Annotated in this window: 15 protein-coding genes and 2 tRNA genes; 12 read left to right on the forward strand and 5 right to left on the reverse strand. The window is 69.0% G+C overall.

Annotated elements, in window-relative coordinates:
* Positions 1-316 precede the first annotated feature (316 nt).
* The 9 genes from dnaA (at position 317) to FNV62_RS26475 (ending at position 13,498) form a co-directional block, all read left to right on the forward strand.
* Entirely contained in the window at positions 317-2,398 is a 2,082-nt protein-coding gene (dnaA, locus tag FNV62_RS26435) for a chromosomal replication initiator protein DnaA (RefSeq protein ID WP_143627282.1), read from the forward strand.
* A gap of 1,101 nt (positions 2,399-3,499) precedes the next feature.
* The gene (gene dnaN, locus FNV62_RS26440; protein WP_060896769.1) at positions 3,500-4,630 is read left to right on the forward strand and encodes a DNA polymerase III subunit beta; all 1,131 of its coding nucleotides are present in this window, start codon (positions 3,500-3,502) and stop codon (positions 4,628-4,630) included.
* Between the two features lie 170 nt (positions 4,631-4,800).
* Positions 4,801-5,676, forward strand: coding sequence for a phosphogluconate dehydrogenase (NAD(+)-dependent, decarboxylating) (gene gnd / locus FNV62_RS26445; RefSeq protein WP_099921709.1), 876 nt, complete (start codon positions 4,801-4,803; stop codon positions 5,674-5,676).
* Between the two features lie 63 nt (positions 5,677-5,739).
* Positions 5,740-6,861 carry a DNA replication/repair protein RecF gene (recF, locus tag FNV62_RS26450; RefSeq protein WP_143627284.1) on the forward strand — a complete coding sequence of 374 codons (1,122 nt, stop codon included), beginning with the start codon at positions 5,740-5,742 and terminating at the stop codon, positions 6,859-6,861.
* Entirely contained in the window at positions 6,858-7,445 is a 588-nt protein-coding gene (locus tag FNV62_RS26455) for a DUF721 domain-containing protein (RefSeq protein WP_054236424.1), read from the forward strand. Before recF ends, FNV62_RS26455 begins: the two co-directional genes overlap by 4 nt.
* A 365-nt stretch (positions 7,446-7,810) precedes the next feature.
* Positions 7,811-9,871: a DNA topoisomerase (ATP-hydrolyzing) subunit B gene (gyrB, locus tag FNV62_RS26460; protein WP_179858223.1), complete on the forward strand. Its 2,061-nt coding sequence runs from the start codon at positions 7,811-7,813 to the stop codon at positions 9,869-9,871.
* 42 nt (positions 9,872-9,913) lie between these two features.
* Positions 9,914-12,508 (forward strand): DNA gyrase subunit A, encoded by a 2,595-nt coding sequence (gene gyrA / locus FNV62_RS26465; RefSeq protein ID WP_097285448.1) that lies wholly within the window; start codon positions 9,914-9,916, stop codon positions 12,506-12,508.
* 18 nt (positions 12,509-12,526) lie between these two features.
* Positions 12,527-13,309: a DUF3566 domain-containing protein gene (locus tag FNV62_RS26470; protein ID WP_097285449.1), complete on the forward strand. Its 783-nt coding sequence runs from the start codon at positions 12,527-12,529 to the stop codon at positions 13,307-13,309.
* 112 nt (positions 13,310-13,421) lie between these two features.
* Positions 13,422-13,498 (forward strand) — tRNA-Ile (locus FNV62_RS26475).
* A 55-nt stretch (positions 13,499-13,553) separates the two neighbouring features.
* Here the strand turns inward: FNV62_RS26475 and FNV62_RS26480 are convergent.
* Both FNV62_RS26480 and FNV62_RS26485 read right to left on the reverse strand, forming a co-directional pair.
* On the reverse strand, positions 13,554-14,117 hold the full coding sequence (locus tag FNV62_RS26480; protein WP_143608699.1) for a hypothetical protein: 564 nt from the start codon (positions 14,115-14,117) through the stop codon (positions 13,554-13,556).
* A gap of 254 nt (positions 14,118-14,371) precedes the next feature.
* Entirely contained in the window at positions 14,372-14,725 is a 354-nt protein-coding gene (locus FNV62_RS26485; RefSeq protein WP_054236419.1) for a DUF6344 domain-containing protein, read from the reverse strand.
* A gap of 348 nt (positions 14,726-15,073) precedes the next feature.
* Here FNV62_RS26485 and FNV62_RS55825 point away from each other — a divergent pair, with 348 nt between their 5' ends.
* Both FNV62_RS55825 and FNV62_RS26495 read left to right on the forward strand, forming a co-directional pair.
* On the forward strand, positions 15,074-15,202 hold the full coding sequence (locus FNV62_RS55825; protein WP_003999697.1) for a DLW-39 family protein: 129 nt from the start codon (positions 15,074-15,076) through the stop codon (positions 15,200-15,202).
* 274 nt (positions 15,203-15,476) lie between these two features.
* Complete coding sequence (locus tag FNV62_RS26495; protein WP_225900377.1) at positions 15,477-16,781, forward strand: hypothetical protein; 1,305 nt, start codon at positions 15,477-15,479, stop codon at positions 16,779-16,781.
* Between the two features lie 37 nt (positions 16,782-16,818).
* Here the strand turns inward: FNV62_RS26495 and FNV62_RS26500 are convergent, their stop codons facing one another.
* Positions 16,819-18,423 carry a serine/threonine-protein kinase gene (locus tag FNV62_RS26500; protein ID WP_144315674.1) on the reverse strand — a complete coding sequence of 535 codons (1,605 nt, stop codon included), beginning with the start codon at positions 18,421-18,423 and terminating at the stop codon, positions 16,819-16,821.
* Positions 18,424-18,555: 132 nt separating this feature from the next.
* Complete coding sequence (locus FNV62_RS26505; protein ID WP_054236417.1) at positions 18,556-19,104, reverse strand: transcriptional regulator; 549 nt, start codon at positions 19,102-19,104, stop codon at positions 18,556-18,558.
* 182 nt (positions 19,105-19,286) lie between these two features.
* On the opposite strand from FNV62_RS26505, the gene FNV62_RS26510 reads away from it, so the two are divergent.
* Positions 19,287-19,359, forward strand: a tRNA-Ala gene (locus FNV62_RS26510).
* Between the two features lie 487 nt (positions 19,360-19,846).
* Here FNV62_RS26510 and FNV62_RS26515 read toward each other — a convergent pair.
* Positions 19,847-20,533: a DUF5324 family protein gene (locus tag FNV62_RS26515; RefSeq protein WP_054236416.1), complete on the reverse strand. Its 687-nt coding sequence runs from the start codon at positions 20,531-20,533 to the stop codon at positions 19,847-19,849.
* Between the last annotated feature and the right edge of the window lie 201 nt (positions 20,534-20,734).

A 20,734-nucleotide genomic window follows, 5' to 3' on the forward strand; every position in this document is an offset into this window, starting at 1 on the left:
CCGAGTGCACCGCTTCCCGATCACTCTTCGCGATCTGTGCCCATCGGAGGCAGGCGGCAGCAGCCATCGACAACTCGACCTGGTTACGGTACGCGCGGCTGCGCCATCCGGTCAAACCAGCTCCTGGCGGGAGACACTATCCACAGGCTGGGGACAACAACTTGAACCGCAGCGGTCGCCCTGACTACCGTGGCTGAACTCCGATTCGTTCCGTTCCCACCGCCCCAGCGGATTTGTTCCCACCGCCCCACCCGACTGACTTCCCAACCTGTTCCCAGAACCACACGTTCGTGGGACCCGTGAGAGAGCGTGCCCTGTGGCTGACGTACCTGCCGATCTTGCCGCAGTGTGGCCACGAGTACTGGAACAGCTCCTCGGTGAGGGCCGCGGTCAGGGTGTGGAGGCGAAGGACGAGCACTGGATCAAGCGCTGCCAGCCGCTGGCACTGGTCGCGGACACCGCGCTGCTCGCGGTTCCGAACGAATTCGCGAAGGGCGTCCTCGAAGGACGTCTCGCGCCGATCGTCAGTGACACGCTGAGCCGCGAGTGCGGCCGCCCGATCCGCATCGCGATCACCGTCGACGACTCGGCCGGGGAACCCCAGTCTCCGACGCCGCCCGCCCCCCAGGCCCGGTACGAGGAGCCCGAGCTCCCCTCCGGCTCGGGCCAGGGCCGTGACACGTACGACGGTCCGGGCGGCGACGAGCGGAACCCCTACGGCGGCCAGGGCGGCGAGGACCGCAACAGCTACGGCGGCCAGGGCCGTGACGAGCGCCACGCTTACGACTCCCAGGGCCGCGAAGACCGGGGCGGCTACGACTCCCCGGGCCGTGACGAGCGCAACCCCTATGACACTCAGCGCCGCGACGGGTACGAGGGGTACGGCCGCCACCGCGCCGACGACCACCGGGGTGACCACCGAGGCGGTCGCTCCGACCAGCTCCCGGGCGCCCCCGGCGACCAGCTGCCGCCCGGCCGCTCCGACCAGTCCCGCGCGGACCACCTGCCGACCGCCCGCCCCGCCTATCCGGACTACCAGCGCCCCGAGCCCGGCGCCTGGCCTCGGCACAGCCAGGACGACTACGGCTGGCAGCAGCAGCGTCTCGGCTTCCCCGACCGCGACCCGTACGCCTCGCCCTCGCAGGGCTACCGGCCGCAGTCGATGGACCGCCCGCCCTACGAGCAGCAGCGCCAGGACTACGACCAGCCGCGCTCCGAGTACGAGCGCCCCGACCGCCGCGACCTCCAGGAGCCGTCCTCGGGCGGTGCGCCGTCGCACCGCGGCGGCCCCTCGCTGCCGTCCTCCAGCGGCGCTCCCGGCCCGCTGGGCGCGAAGCCCGCGCCGGCGTCCGGTCCGGGCGAGCCCACCGCGCGCCTCAACCCGAAGTACCTCTTCGACACGTTCGTCATCGGCGCCTCGAACCGCTTCGCGCACGCGGCCGCCGTCGCCGTCGCCGAGGCGCCCGCGAAGGCGTACAACCCACTCTTCATCTATGGGGAGTCGGGTCTCGGCAAGACGCACCTGCTGCACGCGATCGGGCACTACGCGCGCAGCCTCTACCCGGGTACGCGGGTGCGGTACGTGAGTTCCGAGGAGTTCACCAACGAGTTCATCAACTCCATCCGCGACGGCAAGGGCGACAGCTTCCGCAAGCGGTACCGCGAGATGGACATCCTGTTGGTCGACGACATCCAGTTCCTGGCGGACAAGGAGTCGACGCAGGAGGAGTTCTTCCACACCTTCAACACGCTCCACAACGCGAACAAGCAGATCGTGCTCTCCAGCGACCGGCCGCCCAAGCAGCTGGTGACCCTGGAGGACAGGCTGCGGAACCGTTTCGAGTGGGGTCTGATCACGGACGTCCAGCCGCCCGAGCTGGAGACCCGTATCGCCATCCTTCGTAAGAAGGCGGTGCAGGAGCAGCTCAACGCTCCGCCGGAGGTGCTCGAGTTCATCGCGTCCCGGATCTCGCGCAACATCCGTGAGCTGGAGGGCGCGCTGATCCGGGTGACGGCGTTCGCGTCGCTCAACCGGCAGCCGGTGGATCTCGGGCTGACGGAGATCGTCCTGAAGGACCTGATCCCGGGCGGCGAGGACTCCGCCCCGGAGATCACCGCGACCGCGATCATGGCGGCCACCGCGGACTACTTCGGCCTCACGGTGGACGACCTGTGCGGGTCCTCACGCAGTCGCGTCCTGGTGACCGCGCGACAGATCGCCATGTACCTGTGCCGCGAGCTCACCGATCTCTCGCTGCCGAAGATCGGCGCGCAGTTCGGTGGCCGCGACCACACGACCGTCATGCACGCCGACCGCAAGATCCGCGCGCTGATGGCCGAGCGCCGCTCCATCTACAACCAGGTCACCGAGCTCACCAACCGCATCAAGAACGGCTGACAGGCGCGGCGGTACACCGCCGAGGGCGCCCCCGGGACACGGTCCCGAGGGCGCCTTTCGCTGTTCCGGAGCGATATTCCGGGCCGCGCGGCTGTTCCGGGCCGCGCGGCCCGCGGTTCTGGCCCGCGGTTCTCGTATGCGCGCCGAGACGGGTTCCGGCAGCCGTCCCAGAGCCTCCGGCACTCGCTCCGAGAGGGCCCCGGAAGGTGCTCGACCTCGCTCCGAGGGGGTTGAGACCCGGTCCCAAGGGGGCGCCGAGGGCTTCTGGGGCCTGTTCCGAGGCCGTCGGCCCTCGTTTCACCGCTACCGGAACGACATCAGCTGTTCGAATACGAGCCGGGTTACGGCCACTCTCCACAGATTCGGTGACTTTCTGGCGTCCACACCCTGGGGACCGTGAAGTTGTCCCGATCGTGTCCACAGGGGCCACTGTTGAAAGACCATCAGAGCAGGTCAGCCCCCTGTGGATTCGTGGACGAAGACTCTCCACAGACTGTGGACGAAGAAAAGATCCACAGGGTGTGCACGGAGTTGTCCACCGACGACCCACAGGCTGGAGCCGGTTGTCCCCAGCCGTCCCCAGCTTCTCCACACCCCTGTCCACTGTTCGGCAACGTGACGCGCCCAATCACCGTGTCGAGTGAAAGGCGTCACACCAAGGTGCCGGATTGGCCTGTGGGGAACGTGGGTAAAGCTGGGGACGGATCTGGGGAGAAGTGGCCCGAGGCTGTGCATCGAGTGTGCAGAACTTTTCGTCGTCCACAGAGACCCCCGGTTGTCCACCGCCTCCGCCCACAGGGTCAGTGGACAAAAAATCCCGGCTGACCTGCGAAAACACGGTTATCCACGGTTTCCACAGGCCCTACTACTAAGACCAACTAGATAGAGGCTGGGAATCGTTTCGAAGACGGGGCTGTGCACAACTCGCTCTCGGAGGCTCTGGTGCCGCTCGGCACGACTTGACCCCGAGGGGCACCGACTGTCAGCGCGGTGCGTCAGACTGGTCCCCGGTGTCCTGCCCGCCACAGGGCTGAACGACACCGAGTCAGACGACGAAGGCCAGCAGGGCGAGAGCGCCGGCAACAGACGGAGGCGGCAACGGTGAAGATCCGGGTGGAACGCGACGTACTCGCGGAGGCAGTGGCCTGGGCGGCACGCAGCCTCCCGGCCCGTCCGCCGGCGCCTGTGCTCGCCGGCCTCCTTCTGAAGGCCGAGGAGGGCGCACTGAGCCTCTCCAGCTTCGACTACGAGGTCTCGGCACGCGTCTCCGTGGACGCGGAGATCGACGAGGAGGGCACGGTCCTCGTCTCCGGCCGCCTGCTCGCGGACATCTGCCGCGCCCTCCCCAACCGGCCGGTGGAGATTTCCACAGACGGTGTACGGGCGACCGTGGTCTGCGGATCCTCGCGATTCACACTCCACACCCTGCCTGTGGAGGAGTACCCCGCGCTGCCGCAGATGCCGTCGGCGACCGGCACCGTCCCCGGTGAGGTCTTCGCCTCGGCGGCCGCCCAGGTGGCCATCGCGGCGGGCCGTGACGACACGCTGCCCGTGCTCACCGGTGTGCGCATCGAGATCGAGGGCGACACGGTCACGCTGGCCTCCACCGACCGCTACCGCTTCGCGGTCCGCGAGTTCCTGTGGAAGCCGGAGAACCCCGATGCGTCCGCGGTGGCCCTGGTGCCCGCCAAGACGCTCCTGGACACCGCCAAGGCCCTCACGAGCGGCGACAGCGTGATCCTGGCGCTGTCCGGCTCGGGCGCCGGCGAGGGACTCATCGGCTTCGAGGGGGCGGGCCGGCGCACGACCACCCGCCTGCTGGAGGGCGACCTGCCGAAGTACCGCTCGCTGTTCCCGACGGAGTTCAACTCCATCGCGGTGATCGAGACCGCCCCCTTCGTGGAGGCCGTCAAGCGTGTGGCCCTGGTCGCCGAGCGCAACACCCCGGTGCGTCTGAGCTTCGAGCAGGGTGTGCTGATCCTGGAGGCGGGCTCCAGCGACGACGCACAGGCTGTGGAAAGGGTCGACGCGCAGTTGGAGGGCGACGACGTCTCGATCGCCTTCAACCCGACGTTCCTGCTCGACGGCCTCAGCGCCATCGACTCGCCGGTGGCGCAGCTCTCCTTCACCACGTCCACGAAGCCCGCGCTGCTGAGCGGCAAGCCCGCGGTGGACGCCGAGGCGGACGAGGCATACAAGTACCTGATCATGCCGGTGCGTCTGAGCGGCTGAGCGAGGTGAGCCCGCCGGACGGTCGGTCCGATCGGACCGGCGGGCGCATTCGCATGTGGGGCGTACGTCTGAGCGGCTATGCCCACAGGTGTGCGTGAGCGTCCGGGTTTAGGCTCGGACACAGGTACGAAAGTGCCCTCACGCCACGTCGCAAACCTAAGGAACAACTGATGGAGCTCGGTCTCGTCGGCCTCGGCAAGATGGGCGGCAACATGCGCGAGCGGATCCGCCGCGCAGGCCACACCGTCATCGGATACGACCGCAACCCGGACCTCGCCGATGTCCACAGCCTGGAAGATCTTGTGGGCAAGCTCAAGGGTCCGCGCGTGGTGTGGGTGATGGTCCCGGCCGGTGCCGCCACGCAGTCCACCGTCGACCAGCTCGGCGAGCTCCTGGAGCCCGGGGACGTCGTCGTGGACGGCGGCAACTCCCGCTGGACGGACGACGAGAAGCACGCGGAGGAACTGGCGGCCAAGGGCATCGGGTTCGTCGACTGCGGCGTCTCCGGCGGCGTCTGGGGCCTGGAGAACGGCTACGCGCTGATGTACGGCGGCGACGCCGAGAACATCGCCAAGGTGCAGCCGATCTTCGAGGCGCTCAAGCCGGAGGGCGACTTCGGCGCGGTGCACGCCGGCAAGGTCGGCGCGGGCCACTTCTCCAAGATGGTCCACAACGGCATCGAGTACGCCATGATGCAGGCCTACGCCGAGGGCTGGGAGCTCCTGGAGAAGGTCCACTCCGTCACCGACGTGCGCGAGGTCTTCCGCTCCTGGCAGGAAGGCACGGTCATCCGTTCCTGGCTGCTGGACCTGGCGGTGAACGCCCTGGACGAGGACGAGCACCTGGAGAAGCTGCGCGGTTACGCACAGGACTCCGGCGAGGGCCGCTGGACGGTGGAAGCCGCCATCGACCACGCGGTGCCGCTGCCCGCGATCACCGCGTCGCTGTTCGCGCGGTTCGCCTCGCGGCAGGAGGACTCGCCGCAGATGAAGATGGTCGCGGCGCTGCGCAACCAGTTCGGCGGCCACGCGGTCGAGACGAAGTAATCCACAGATCCACAGGCCGTGCGGCGGTGGATCCACAACCCTGGGGGAGGTCGGCGAACGACCATGCACGTCACGCATCTGTCGCTGGCCGACTTCCGCTCGTACGTCCGGGTCGAGGTCCCGCTCGACCCGGGCGTCACCGCGTTCGTGGGCCCCAACGGACAGGGCAAGACGAATCTGGTCGAGGCGGTCGGCTATCTCGCGACCCTCGGCAGCCACCGCGTCTCCTCCGACGCGCCGCTGGTGCGCATGGGTGCCGACCGGGCGATCATCCGGGCCAATGTCCGCCAGGGCGAGCGCCAGCAGCTCGTCGAGCTGGAGCTGAACCCCGGCAAGGCCAACCGTGCCCGCATCAACAGGTCCTCGCAGGTCAGACCCCGTGATGTGCTCGGCATCGTGCGGACCGTGCTGTTCGCGCCCGAGGATCTCGCGCTGATCAAGGGCGACCCCGGTGAGCGGCGCCGTTTCCTGGACGAGCTGATCACCGCCCGCTCCCCGCGGATGGCGGGCGTCCGCTCCGACTACGAGCGGGTCCTCAAGCAGCGCAACACCCTCCTGAAGTCGGCCGCGCTGGCCCGCCGTCACGGCGGTCGCACCATGGACCTCTCCACGCTCGACGTGTGGGACCAGCACCTCGCGCGCGTGGGCGCCGAGCTGCTGGCCCAGCGGCTCGACCTGGTCGCCGCGATCCAGCCGCTGGCCGACAAGGCGTACGAGCAGCTGGCCCCCGGTGGCGGACCCGTCGCCCTGGAGTACAAGCCGTCCGCGCCCGGCGAGGCGCACACCCGCGAGGACCTGTACGAGCAGGTGATGGCGGCGCTCGCCGAGGTCCGCAAGCAGGAGATCGAGCGGGGCGTGACCCTCGTAGGACCCCATCGGGACGATCTGGTTCTCAAACTCGGTCAGCTGCCCGCCAAGGGATACGCCTCCCACGGCGAGTCCTGGTCGTACGCGCTGGCGCTGCGCCTGGCCTCGTACGACCTCCTGAGGGCCGAGGGCAATGAACCGGTGCTGGTCCTCGACGACGTCTTCGCCGAGTTGGACAGCCGCAGAAGGGAGCGCCTCGCCGAACTCGTCGCTCCCGGCGAGCAGGTCCTCGTGACGGCCGCGGTCGACGACGACGTACCGGACGTACTGACGGGGGCGCGGTACGCCGTCTCCGAGGGCACGGTGGAGCGGGTATGACGGAGAACACACCCGGCGGATCGGCCGCCTCCGAGGGAACTCCGGAGAAGGGCCCGGAAACGGCCTCCAAGAAGACCCCCGAGCACTCCGGTGTCGACCTCGCGCGCGTGGCGTTGCGCGCCGCGAAGGAGCAGGCACGCGCGCGGGGGGACGCGGCGCAGCAGAAGAAACAGGCGCGGCGCGGCGGCCTGCGCTCCGGCGCGCGCGCCGACGGGCGCGATCCGATGGCGCTCGGCGCCGCGATCAACCGGCTGCTCACCGAGCGCGGCTGGGAGACCCCGGCCGCGGTGGGCGGTGTGATGGGCCGCTGGCCGCAGATCGTCGGCGAGGACCTGGCCAAGCACTGCGTCCCGCTGAAGTATGACGACGACCCTGCCGAGCGGGTGCTGACCGTGCAGTGCGACTCGACCGCCTGGGCCACCCAGTTGCGGCTGCTCGCCCCGCAGGTGGTCGCGCGGCTGAACCAGGATCTCGGGCACGGCACGGTGCGACTGATCAAGGTGCAGGGCCCCCATGGTCCCGCGCGCCGCTTCGGCCCCTTGCGCGCCCCTGGAAGCACGGGTCCCGGCGACACCTACGGGTGACAGAGGCCACATCGAGCGGCCCCTGCGCGGGAGTGCACGCGGTTGCGAACACCGACCTGACTCCGCGGTAGCCAAGGGTTGACACCCGGAAGCGCTGAGTGCCGCTGTAAGCCTCTTTGAGCCCGGGTCCACATATGGGGAGTCGGGAGAGACCGGTTCAGGGCGGCACATGCGGACTCAGGTACCGGCAAACCCCCATCACTGTCGGCGCTACCGGTAGACTGGAAGCTAATCCCGCCCCGCTTGCGGGGACCGTCCGGGAAAAGCTGAGCAACGCTGATCAAGGCTTACCAACGCAACGTGCCGCAGCCGCTCCGGCAACCCGCCGACGAGCTTGGCTTGTGCTGTGCCAGAAAGGGCGCTTCGTGGCCGATTCCGGCAACCCCAACGAGAACACCCCGTCCACCGACGCCGGCGACAACGCCGAGGCCACGACCTCGAACGGCGAGGTCACAGCCTCGTACGACGCCAGCGCCATCACCGTCCTCGAGGGTCTGGACGCGGTTCGCAAGCGACCCGGTATGTACATCGGCTCGACCGGCGAGCGCGGACTGCACCACCTCGTGTACGAGGTCGTCGACAACTCCGTCGACGAGGCGCTGGCCGGCCACGCGGACACGATCGACATCACGATCCTCGCCGACGGCGGCGTGCGTGTCGTGGACAACGGCCGCGGCATCCCCGTGGGCATCGTTCCCTCCGAAGGGAAGCCGGCCCTCGAGGTCGTGCTGACGGTCCTGCACGCGGGCGGTAAGTTCGGCGGCGGCGGCTACGCGGTCTCCGGCGGTCTGCATGGCGTCGGCGTCTCCGTCGTGAACGCCCTGTCGAGCAAGGTCTCCGTCGAGGTCAAGACCGACGGACGGCGCTGGACGCAGGAGTACAAGATGGGCGTCCCGACCGCCCCTCTCGTCGAGCACGAGGCCACCGAGGAGACCGGCACCTCGGTCACCTTCTGGGCCGACGGCGACATCTTCGAGACGACCGAGTACTCCTTCGAGACGCTCTCGCGGCGCTTCCAGGAGATGGCGTTCCTCAACAAGGGTTTGACGATCAAACTCACTGATGAGCGCGAGTCGGCGAAGGCCACGGCCGGTGCGGACGAGGCGGGTGCGGACGAGAAGGCCGAGGTCAAGACCGTCACGTACCACTACGAGGGCGGCATCGTCGACTTCGTGAAGTACCTCAACTCCCGCAAGGGAGACGTGGTGCACCCCACCGTCATCGATCTCGAGGCCGAGGACAAGGACAAGAGCCTGTCCCTCGAGGTCGCGATGCAGTGGAACAGCGGCTACAGCGAGGGCGTGTACTCCTTCGCCAACATCATCCACACCCACGAGGGCGGTACGCACGAGGAGGGCTTCCGGGCGGCGCTGACCTCGCTGATCAACAAGTACGCGCGCGACAAGAAGCTGCTGCGCGAGAAGGACGACAACCTCACCGGTGACGACATCCGCGAGGGTCTGACCGCGATCATCTCGGTGAAGCTGAGCGAGCCGCAGTTCGAGGGCCAGACGAAGACCAAGCTGGGCAACACGGAGGCGAAGACCTTCGTCCAGAAGGCCGTCTACGAGCACCTCAACGACTGGCTGGACCGCAACCCGAACGAGGCCGCGGACATCGTCCGCAAGTCCATCCAGGCGGCCACCGCGCGCGTGGCGGCCCGCAAGGCCCGCGACCTCACCCGCCGCAAGGGCCTCCTGGAGACGGCCTCCCTGCCGGGCAAGCTGTCCGACTGCCAGTCGAACGACCCCACCAAGTGCGAGATCTTCATCGTCGAGGGTGACTCCGCCGGTGGCTCGGCCAAGTCCGGCCGCAACCCGCAGTACCAGGCGATCCTCCCGATCCGAGGCAAGATCCTCAACGTCGAGAAGGCGCGGATCGACAAGATCCTGCAGAACCAGGAGATCCAGGCGCTGATCTCGGCCTTCGGTACCGGGGTCCACGAGGACTTCGACATCGAGAAGCTCCGCTATCACAAGATCATCCTGATGGCGGACGCCGACGTCGACGGCCAGCACATCAACACCCTGCTGCTGACCTTCCTGTTCCGCTTCATGCGGCCGCTGGTCGAGGCCGGGCACGTGTTCCTGTCGCGGCCCCCGCTGTACAAGATCAAGTGGGGCCGGGACGACTTCGAGTACGCGTACTCGGACCGTGAGCGCGACGCGCTGATCGAGCTGGGCAAGCAGGCCGGCAAGCGCATCCGTGACGACTCGGTCCAGCGCTTCAAGGGCCTCGGCGAGATGAACGCCGAGGAGCTGCGGATCACGACCATGGACCAGGAGCACCGGGTCCTCGGCCAGGTCACGCTCGACGACGCCGCCCAGGCCGACGACCTGTTCTCGGTCCTCATGGGCGAGGACGTCGAGGCCCGCCGCGCGTTCATCCAGCGCAATGCCAAGGACGTCCGCTTCCTCGACATCTGAGTCGGTCTCAGCTGACCGCAGCAGAAAGGATCTTCACCAGCAATGGCCGACGAGAACACTCCGAGCACGCCTGAAGACGGCGGCGAGATCACCCTGCGCGTCGAGCCCGTCGGGCTCGAGACGGAGATGCAGCGCTCGTATCTCGACTACGCGATGTCCGTCATCGTGTCGCGCGCGCTGCCCGATGTCCGGGACGGCCTCAAGCCCGTCCACCGCCGCGTCCTGTACGCCATGTACGACGGCGGCTACCGGCCCGAGAAGGGCTTCTACAAGTGCGCCCGCGTCGTCGGCGACGTCATGGGCACCTACCACCCGCACGGCGACTCCTCGATCTACGACGCGCTGGTCCGCCTCGCGCAGCCGTGGTCGATGCGGATGCCGCTGGTGGACTCCAACGGCAACTTCGGCTCTCCGGGCAACGACCCCGCGGCCGCCATGCGCTACACCGAGTGCAAGATGGCGCCGCTGTCCATGGAGATGGTCCGTGACATCGACGAGGAGACCGTCGACTTCACGGACAACTACGACGGCCGCAACCAGGAGCCGACGGTTCTGCCGGCCAGGTTCCCGAACCTGCTGATCAACGGCTCGGCGGGCATCGCGGTCGGCATGGCCACCAACATCCCGCCGCACAACCTCCGTGAGGTCGCGGCCGGCGCCCAGTGGTACCTCGAGAACCCCGAGGCCAGCCACGAGGAGCTGCTCGACGCCCTGATCGAGCGCATCAAGGGCCCCGATTTCCCGACCGGCGCCCTTGTAGTGGGCCGAAAGGGCATCGAGGAGGCGTACCGCACGGGCCGTGGCTCCATCACGATGCGCGCGGTCGTCGAGGTCGAGGAGATCCAGAACCGCCAGTGCCTGGTGGTCACGGAGCTCCCCTACCAGACCAACCCCGACAACCTCGCGCAGAAGATCGCCGACCTGGTGAAGGACGGCAAGGTCGGCGGCATCGCGGACGTCCGTGACGAGACCTCGTCCCGTACGGGCCAGCGGCTGGTCATCGTCCTGAAGCGCGACGCGGTCGCCAAGGTCGTACTGAACAACCTCTACAAGCACACCGATCTGCAGTCGAACTTCGGCGCCAACATGCTGGCGCTGGTGGACGGCGTTCCGCGCACGCTGTCGCTCGACGCGTTCATCCGCCACTGGGTGACGCACCAGATCGAGGTCATCGTCCGTCGTACGCGCTTCAGGCTGCGCAAGGCCGAGGAGCGCGCGCACATCCTGCGTGGCCTCCTGAAGGCCCTGGACGCCATCGACGAGGTCATCGCGCTGATCCGGCGCAGTGACACCGTCGAGATCGCGCGCGAAGGCCTGATGGGCCTCCTGGAGATCGACGAGATCCAGGCGAACGCCATCCTCGAGATGCAGCTGCGCCGACTGGCCGCCCTGGAGCGTCAGAAGATCATCCAGGAGCACGACGAGCTCCAGGCGAAGATCACCGAGTACAACGCGATCCTCGCCTCGCCGGAGCGCCAGCGCTCCATCATCAGCGAGGAACTCACGGCGATCGTCGACAAGTTCGGCGAGGACCGTCGCTCCAAGCTGGTTCCCTTCGACGGTGACATGTCCATCGAGGACCTGATCGCCGAAGAGGACATCGTCGTCACCATCACGCGTGGCGGCTACATCAAGCGGACCAAGACCGAGGACTACCGCTCCCAGAAGCGGGGCGGCAAGGGCGTACGCGGCGCGAAGCTGAAGCAGGACGACATCGTCGACCACTTCTTCGTGTCGACCACGCACCACTGGCTGCTGTTCTTCACCAACAAGGGCCGCGTCTACCGCGCGAAGGCGTACGAACTCCCGGACGCCGGGCGTGACGCGCGTGGACAGCACGTCGCGAACCTGCTGGCCTTCCAGCCGGACGAGGCGATCGCCGAGATCCTCGCGATCCGTGACTACGAGGCGGTGCCTTACCTGGTGCTGGCCACCAAGGGCGGCCTCGTGAAGAAGACGCCTCTGAAGGATTACGATTCCCCGCGCTCCGGCGGTGTCATCGCGATCAATCTGCGCGAGACGGAGGACGGTTCCGACGACGAACTGATCGGAGCCGAACTCGTATCGGCCGAGGACGATCTGCTGCTGATCAGTAAGAAGGCGCAGTCGATCAGGTTCACGGCGACGGACGACGCCCTGCGGCCCATGGGCCGTGCGACCTCGGGCGTCAAGGGGATGAGTTTCCGCGAGGGCGACGAGCTGCTCTCGATGAATGTTGTTCGACCCGGTACGTTCGTGTTCACTGCTACGGACGGCGGGTACGCGAAGCGGACCGCTGTTGACGAGTACCGCGTTCAGGGTCGTGGTGGCCTCGGTATCAAGGCCGCCAAGATCGTCGAGGACCGCGGGTCCCTCGTCGGCGCGCTGGTGGTCGAGGAGACGGACGAGATCCTCGCCATCACCCTGTCCGGCGGTGTGATTCGCACGCGAGTCAACGAGGTCAGGGAGACGGGCCGTGACACCATGGGTGTCCAACTGATCAACCTGGGCAAGCGCGATGCCGTGGTCGGCATCGCTCGTAACGCCGAGGCCGGTCGCGAGGCGGAGGAAGTCGACGGCGAGATCGCCGAGGACGAGACCGCCGAGGGCGTCGAGGTCGTCGGTACGGACGAGGGCGAGCAGTCCTCGCCCGAGTAGCGCGAGGAGTGAGTCATCGTGAGCGGAGCCACGGGCGCCGGATCGACCGGTACGGATACGGACGGCGGCCGTGGCTCCGCCGCGGAGACGACTGACTCCCATGACTCTCATGGATCCCAGGGGGGAACTGTGACGGACACCCGAGGCCCGCAGGCCCAGCAGTACGCGGCCGGAGCGGGCCCGGCGGCGGCCGGTCCGGCAAAGACCAAGGCCACGCCCGGTGCGGCGCCCGCTTCGGCGCCCCCACCGGGGGCTCCTTCGACCGCTTCGGCGGCCCCTGCCGGGGCCGCACCCGAGGCGGCCTCAGCGCTGCCGGGGGAACGGCAGCCGCAGCAGCCCGCGCAGCCGTACCACCCGCCGCAGGCGTACCCGGCTCAGACGCCGTCCGGCGCCGTACGCCGGCCGCGGACCGGAGCGCGCACCGCGCCCCGTACCCGCAAGGCGCGGCTGCGGGTGGCCAAGACCGACCCCTGGTCGGTGATGAAGGTCAGCTTCCTGCTCTCCATCGCGCTCGGCATCTGCACGATCGTGGCGGCGGCGGTGCTGTGGATGGTCCTGGACGCGATGGGCGTCTTCTCGACGGTCGGCGGCACGATTTCCGAGGCGACGGGTTCGAACGAGTCGAACGGCTTCGACCTGCAGTCGTTCCTCTCCCTGCCGCACGTCCTGATGTTCACGTCGATCATCGCGGTCATCGACGTCGTGCTCGCCACGGCGCTCGCGACGCTCGGCTCGTTCATCTACAACCTCTCCGCGGGCTTCGTCGGCGGTATTGAACTGACCCTCGCCGAGGACGAGTAACAGCAGCTCGTCGGGCCCGGCCAGGAGGCCTGGGATACCGATTTTGGGACTGGCCGCGTCGTGCGCTAATCTTCAGAGGTCAGCGCGCGGGACACACACCGCAAAGCGCGGCGGGGCTATAGCTCAGTTGGTTAGAGCGCATCCCTGATAAGGATGAGGCCACAGGTTCAAATCCTGTTAGCCCCACCAACCAGAAAACCCCCGGGTGATCACACCCGGGGGTTTTTGGCATCTGCGGCCGACATCAGCGTGGGCTCAGGAAAGCGATGACCGCGCAGAGCGCCGCACCCAGCAGCAGGACGATCCCCGCCTGACCGAGTCGGAGCCCTACGCGGCCGACGGGGCCCGCGCGGAGTTCGGGGCGGCCGGTGGAGTTCGCCCGGGATGCGAACCCGGACCCCGCGAAGACGAACAGCGCCATGCCGAACAGCGTCAATGCCGCGTACTCCTCGGTGCCGGCTGGGCTGATCCGTACGTAGGAGCCGGCGTCGACCCGGTCCAGGCGGGTGGTCTGCCCCGAGGCCAAGGACGGGTTCACGGTGAAGCGTGCCGCTGGGTCCGTGGAGCGGCCGTCGTCCGACCGGAAGGAGCCGGTGCACCGGATCTCGGGCTTCGGCTGACCGACCCGTGCGCAGGACGCGACCGTGAGCGTGCCGGGCTCGCCCAGCAGGCCCACGGCGTGGCCTGCCTGGTAGAGCCCGAACGCAGTCAGCCCGGCCCCGATCAGTGCGAACAGGACGGAGAACGCCAGCCGCTGGGCCGGGTTCGCGGACCGTGACGGCCCGCGGTTCGAGATCACTGGCGCCATGTACTGCCTCCTGACCTGGTGGTCCTGTGAAGACGGCACGGGACGCTACCGGAGGGGCCCGGATCCGAGGCCACCGGGGGCGTTCCTGACGACTGTCGAGCGGCGCCGGTACGCCGGACATGGCGAGGTGGCGGACATGGCGAAGGCCCGGCAGCTCTTTCGAGGTGCCGGGTCTTCGGATCCGTGAGTGCGGTGTACGCAAGTTCGCCGCTACGTCGGGGGAGAGGGGCTGGGATGAGGCGGAGCCGCGCCGGTCAGCGCTGCAAGGGGGTCTCGGGCTCGGTGGGGGCCTCAGGGGCGTAGAGCGACGCGAGGTCGGCGGGGTCGATCTCGGTGGCGTCGGTCGGCGGGCGGTGCCGGCAGCTCGGTGAGGAGCCGTGGGCCTCGGCGCGGATGCGTTGCTTCATCGTGGGGGGCAAGGCCCGGCTGTATGGACCGGCCCAGGGAGTGAGGGTCGGCACTGTCGCGGAGATCGTGCTGTTGCGCGTCGCTTCGGCCTGCGGTACCGCCGCGGCCGCGGTGGTCGTGATGAAACCGAGCGCCGTGCACAGCGCGACGAAGGCGGTGACGATGGCGGTCCACAGCTTCATGACCTTGTTCTGGGTCATGGCCCCTCACTTTCGGGTCAGGCGATTTGCGTACTTTCCTCATGATGTGTATGTGGGCCGCGAAGTGGTGGACCGACGCCCGTGGCGCGTTGATGTTCAGATCAACACCACTCGGATGGACGCAAGAGGTCGGAAAAGTGCCCGAAAGGTGCGAGAGGGTGCAGAAAGTCACTGTGTGCGAGGTGTGATCACCCTGCGATACGACCGTGGTCGGAGCGGCCGGATCCGCTCCTACTGCTCTCAGCCGGGCGGCAGTTGGGGGTCGATGCAGGTCACCGATCGATATCGGTCGGTGTGTATAGTCGGGCGCCAGAGGTCCCCTACGTCAACGAAAGACGAGGTCGCGCGGTGAAGAAGCTTCTCCTGGTCGCACTGGCCGCCATCGGCGGGCTCCTCGTGTACCGCCAGATCCAGGCGGATCGCGCCGAGCAGGATCTGTGGACGGAGGCGACTGACTCCGTGCCCACGGGTTCGTGAGAATCGACACCAGTCTCAGATCAGACCCCGGCCGCCTTCGCGGTCGGGGTTTTGTATTGCCCCGACTCGCCCTGAATTCGCTTCAGCGAACGAATTGATTGCGTAAGCGAAGGTATCGGCCTTCGGGCGGGTCGTTTCGGCCGCTTGTACGGATAGCGGGGGTGGCCCCGTGGCCGGCGGGGCAGGATGGGCCACGGTCCGGGGCGACGACGAGGGGTGGCGTGTGATGGGGCGGCGCACGGCATGGTGGCATCGCGGTCGGCCGCTCGCGATCGTGGCAACGGTCCTGTGCGCGACGGCGGCCCTGCCCGGGCGGCCCGCCGCGGCAGCCGAGACCGGTACACCGAAGCCGTACGCCTTCGCCCAGGACGCCACGACGGTCCAGGGCGCCACGGGCACCACGGACGCCGTACGGCTGGAGCCCGGCGGGACGTACCGCAGTTCCCTCGGCAAGGACGGCAAGCTCTACTACCGCCTGGAGCTCGACGCCACCTCCAACGCGTACGTCGCCGCCACCGCCGTCCCCAGGCGCGGCGCCAAGGTCGCCTACTCCGACGGCGTCAAGGTCTCCGTACAGGACGGCAACAGCGGCAGTTGCTCCTCCTCCACGACCGCCCACTTCGGCGCCTCCCAGAGCCCCCACCCCATCGCCGCCTGGGCGTCGCGCGAGATCGGCCCCGGCAAGTACGCCTGCCAGACGGCCGGAACGTACTACGTGGTCGTCGAGCGCACCGGGGCACCCGTCTCCCCGGCCTCCCCGCCCTCCTCCCCCGACGCCTGGGACCTCGAACTGAGCTATGTGTCGGAGCCCCGTTTGAAGAAGGCGGGTTCGACCAGTGCCCCCGAGACCTGGAACTCCGCCTCGCCCGTGGCCCTCCAGGGGGACGCACGGCCACGCCGGGGCGGCGCGGGGTTCACCACGGCCGGCGCCCTCGAACAGGGAGTCTGGAAGGACGAGATCAGCCCCGGGCAGACGCTCTTCTACAAGGTGCCGGTCGACTGGGGACAGCAGTTCTACGCCACCGCCGAACTCGGCAGTTCGAGCGGCGGCGAGGGATTCACGGGCTTCATGGGCACGGCTCTCGTCATGTCCCTCTACAACCCCGTGCGCGGACTCGTCACCGACGCGGGCGCGGGATACGACGGCAGCCAGCGGGCGGCCGCACTGGATCCACTGCCGCCCGTCGAGTACGACAACCGCTACGCCTTCAACGACCGGATCAGCGGCATGCGGTTCGCCGGTTCGTACTACCTCGTCGTGCACCTCGCGGCGCAGGTCGCCGACAAGTTCGGCGACGGGCCGTTCGGACTGACCCTGCGCGTACGGGTGGACGGCGCCGCGCAGACCGGCCCGGCGTACGCGGGGCGAGCCGTACCGCAGGGCGTGTTCGACTCCGCGACCGGTGACTCCGTGCCGGCCACGGGTGGGACGGGGCCCGCCGGAAGCGGCGGGAGCGACGACGGCACCACCATGAAGCTGGTCGCCGTGGGCGGTATCGGCACCGGGACCGTCCTGGTGCTGGCGCTCGGGGTGTGGACGGTGGCCGCACGACGGCGGGCGACGCCGCGCGGCTGGTAGGCCCATCAAGGGGGGACAGGGCCTACGGCGCCGGCGCTCAGATCTGGGTCAGCGCCCAGAAGCCCACCGCGAAACAGGCCAGCGCGAGGAGCAGTACCGGGACGGCCACCTTCGCGGGCGGTCCGGGGCGGGGCCGCGCGTGCTGACGCGTCGCGGCGGTCGGATCCGCGGGCCACACGGGGGAGGGCGGCTGCACGGGCGTGTGGTCGAACGGCAGGGCATGGGTGGGGGTCGGCACCGGCAGCACGACCGAGGTGGGGGGAGTGGGGGGCTGATCGTGCTGCCACAAGGACTGGGGCCGTGGCTGCGGTGGCGGCAGGTGGAAGCTGCCGGTGTCCGACATCGCGGACGGCTGCGGGGGTGTGGCGTCGGGAGCGGGGTGCGGTGGTACGGCGCTCGCGGCGGGCTGCGGTGGCACGGCGTCGGGGGCGGGGTGCGGTGCTGCGGTGCCGGGCGCGGACTCGTGTCGTACGGCGCCGGGGGCGGCCTCGTGTCGTACGCCACCCGAGTCGGACGCAGGCCATACGCCCCCGGAGGAACGATCCGCCCATGCCGCCCCGGAGACGGGCTTCTGGGACAGCGCCCCGGAATCGTGACGCCACGGCCTCGAGTCGTGGGGGCCGGAACCGGTGCCGGCGTCGGAGGCAGCGCCGGGAGCCGTGTCAGAAGTGGTGCTGGAGCCGGTCGCGGACTCGGTGCCGGTGTCGGAGGCGGGGCCGGACCACGAAGCCGCGTTCTCCGTGGCGCTTGGCGTGGACGCCCTGAGCGGGCCTTTCGGGCCGAACCCCGGGGGAAGCGGGCCGAGTTGGTCGAAGACCTCGACCAGCTCGTCGTCGGGGCCGGGCTCGGGCAGCAGCTCGGCGGCCGAGGCCAGCGCCTTGCGTGCCCCGGTCGCGGTGCGGAACCGTGCCCGGGGGTCCGGCTGCAGCAGCGTGGCCACGACCTGCCACAGCGGCTCGGGGATGCTCTGGGGAGCGGCCGGTGTGCCGTTCTCCGCGAAGTACTCGATCAGGGCCTTGGCATCGGGTCTGGCCCCTTCGAGCAGGTACAGGGCGACCAGCCCGACGGCGAACAGATCGGCGGGGAAGTCCGGCTCGGCGCCCATCATCTGCTCGGGAGCGAAGTAACCGGGCGTTCCCACCACGTAGTTGGTCTCGGTCAGCCGTGGCTCACCCAGTCGCATCGCGATGCCGAAGTCGGACAGCCGCAGCCGTGGACGGGCCGTACCGGTCGCTTCGAGCAGGATGTTGGCGGGCTTGATGTCACGGTGCACGACGCCCTCCGCGTGTACCGCGGCGACTCCCGAGAGGAGCTGGTCGAGCAGGGTGCAGACGAACGCGGGTGGCAGCGGGCCGTAGTCGTTGACCAGGTGGACCAGGGAGCCCCCGGCCACGAGGTCCATGGTGAACAGGACCTTGTCGTCGTCGGCGGCCCAGCTGGCGGGCGCGAGCACATGGGGATGATCGATCCGCAGCGCCTGCTCGCGCACGAAGCGCAGCAGCGCGTGCGCGTCGCTCTGCTGGAGCACCTTGGCGGCCACATAACGGCGCCGCCGCTGGTCCCAGGCGCGCCAGACCGCACCGACTCCCCCGTGGCCGATCGGGTCGACCAGTTCGTAGCGTCCGGCGAAGACCTCACCCATGGTCGTGCGTCGCTCCCCTTCGGCGGTCGGTCCGGCGCAGGCCCCCCGTTGAGACGCCCGGCGGCCCGAGGTGCGGAGCCGGACGGCGTCCTGAGCCCCCGGCGCCGGGTGTGCGGCGGCCGGGCCGCCGGCTCAGCCCTGGTGCGACTGGTAGTGCGCGACCGCGTCGGAGGTGCGGCCGGCGCCGTACACCCGGAGGAACTCTGCCAGTTCCGGGTGGGTCGGGGCGAGGGTGTCGGCCGCGTCGATGATGTCCCCCGCGGCTGCCACGGAGCGCAGCAGCGACTGGATCTCGCGGACCACCCGCTTCACCGTGGGCGCACCTGAACTGCTCGTCGACTGCGTGGTGTTGCTGAGCACCGAGCCCCCTTGCGACTTCTTGATCTCGTCCATGCGCTCGGTCGCCTCGGCGGCGCTGACGCTGCCGTCCGCGACCTGCCCCGCCAGGTCCTGCAACAGCTGCACGCGCTGGACCACCGCGGGATTGCCGATCTTGGCACGCTGACCGCTCATCAGCTGCGACAGCATGGGCGCGGAAAGTCCCAGCACCCCGGCAAGACGCGCCTGGTTGAGGCCCAGATCCTCGATGAGCCTACGGAAGAGCGCCCCCAACGGCTCTCCGTACCAGTTCCGCTGCAGCTCTTGGGCTCTTGCGGTTGCTTCCTGCTGTGCAGCGTCCATTGCGTCTCCCCATCGCTTCCCCAAATACGGCGGTTCGCTGTCGCGAACCACGTCGAGCATCTTACGGAGAGTGGTCGCCCACGGGGACCCCTAATCTTTTTGCGAGATCCCGGGGGTGACCCGGTACTCTGGTCTGCGGCGCCCTCCGGTATCCGATTCCACCGGCCGGACGCCTGTCTTCCGGGGCCTTAGCTCAGTTGGTAGAGCGCTGTCTTTGCATGGCAGATGTCAGGGGTTCGACTCCCCTAGGCTCCACATCCAGGACCGGTCAGACGCCCTTCGGGGCGGCTGGCCGGTCCTTGTTTTTCGGTGACCTGAGTCACGCGGCAGGCTTCGCAGCCGTTGCAGTTGTTTGCGCAAATGATCGGCCTGTGTGCGGGCGTCGACGGTGCCCCACCCGTGGCCGACGCGGCGCGAGGGCGGTCCGTGCCGCCGTCGGAGCCTCGTGTGAGCTGCTGTAAGCAGATATGCGTAATCATGGCAATGCGCAGGGTGAAGAGGATCTGTGCGGATGTTGTGAGCATCGGTCGTTGCAAACGTCACCGTGGCGGAAGGCCTAAATCGGCTTGATTCCGTGCCGCGCCCGTGGGTCCGTCGTTCGGTTCCGTTCGGCCGGTTCCGCCGGTTCCGCCGGTTCCGCCGGTTCCACGTGAAACATCGCCGTGGGGCAGGAGACCCTCAAGTCTCCTGCCCCACGGCGATGTTGTTGCCCTTGCTCAGGGCTTGTTCACCTGGTTCGGGGTCAGCGGCGGTCGTCGCGGTCCGCCTCCTCCTCGGCCTGCTTGGCCTGGACCTCGGGGTCCAGGTCGGACAGGCCGGTGCCGTCGACCGAGGACAGACGGCCCGTCTCGGGCACCTCCGTCGCGGCGGGCGGCTCGACCAGCCAGTCGGGGTTGGCCTGCTTGTCCCACCACTTCCAGGCGACGAAGGCACCGCCCGCAAGAATCCCCAGAACGAGCAGCCCCTTGGCGACGCGGCCGGCCTTCGCGCGCCGCTCGTGCTTGCGGACCAGTTTCTGGATCTCCTGGGGCGAGATCTGTCCACGCAGCGCGGCGATCGCCGCCACACCGCGTGACGCGGCCTCCTCACGTACAGGCTGGGCCGCGGCCACCGCCTGCTCGATCCTCGGCCTGGTGTACTCGGCGGCCTGCACGGCCGCCTGCCGGGTACGGACGGCGGCCTGGTCGACCTTCGGCGGCACATGCGTACGGGCCTGTTCAAGGCGCGGCGCGAGATGGGCGCCGTACTGGACGCGGGCCTGCTCTGCGGCCAGCGACACCTTGGGCGCGAGCCGTACGAGTGCCTCGTTCGCGTAGTACGAGGCCCGGTCCTTGGCCGTGTCGGCGTAAGGCGCCACCACTTCCGCGGCGTGCAGCACGCTGTCCTTCGCCGAGCCGGTCGCGGCGCGCACGCTGTCAATGCGGGTCACGGGTTTTCCTCCTCCTCGGTGGCGTACGTGGGCGTTCGAGTACCCCAAAGGGGGCACGGTTCACCTTTCCGCCCTGTTCGAGATCATGCCCCTCGAGGGGCCGCGAGGCATGCGAGATAGGGCATACGGGGCAACAGGAGCTTGTCGCCGACAATGCCACGGATCGTCGCTTCGCGTCCTGTGCACGCAAGGACTCGACGG

It is taken from the genome of Streptomyces sp. RLB3-17, assembly GCF_007113425.2.
GTDB lineage: Bacteria > Actinomycetota > Actinomycetes > Streptomycetales > Streptomycetaceae > Streptomyces > Streptomyces mirabilis_D.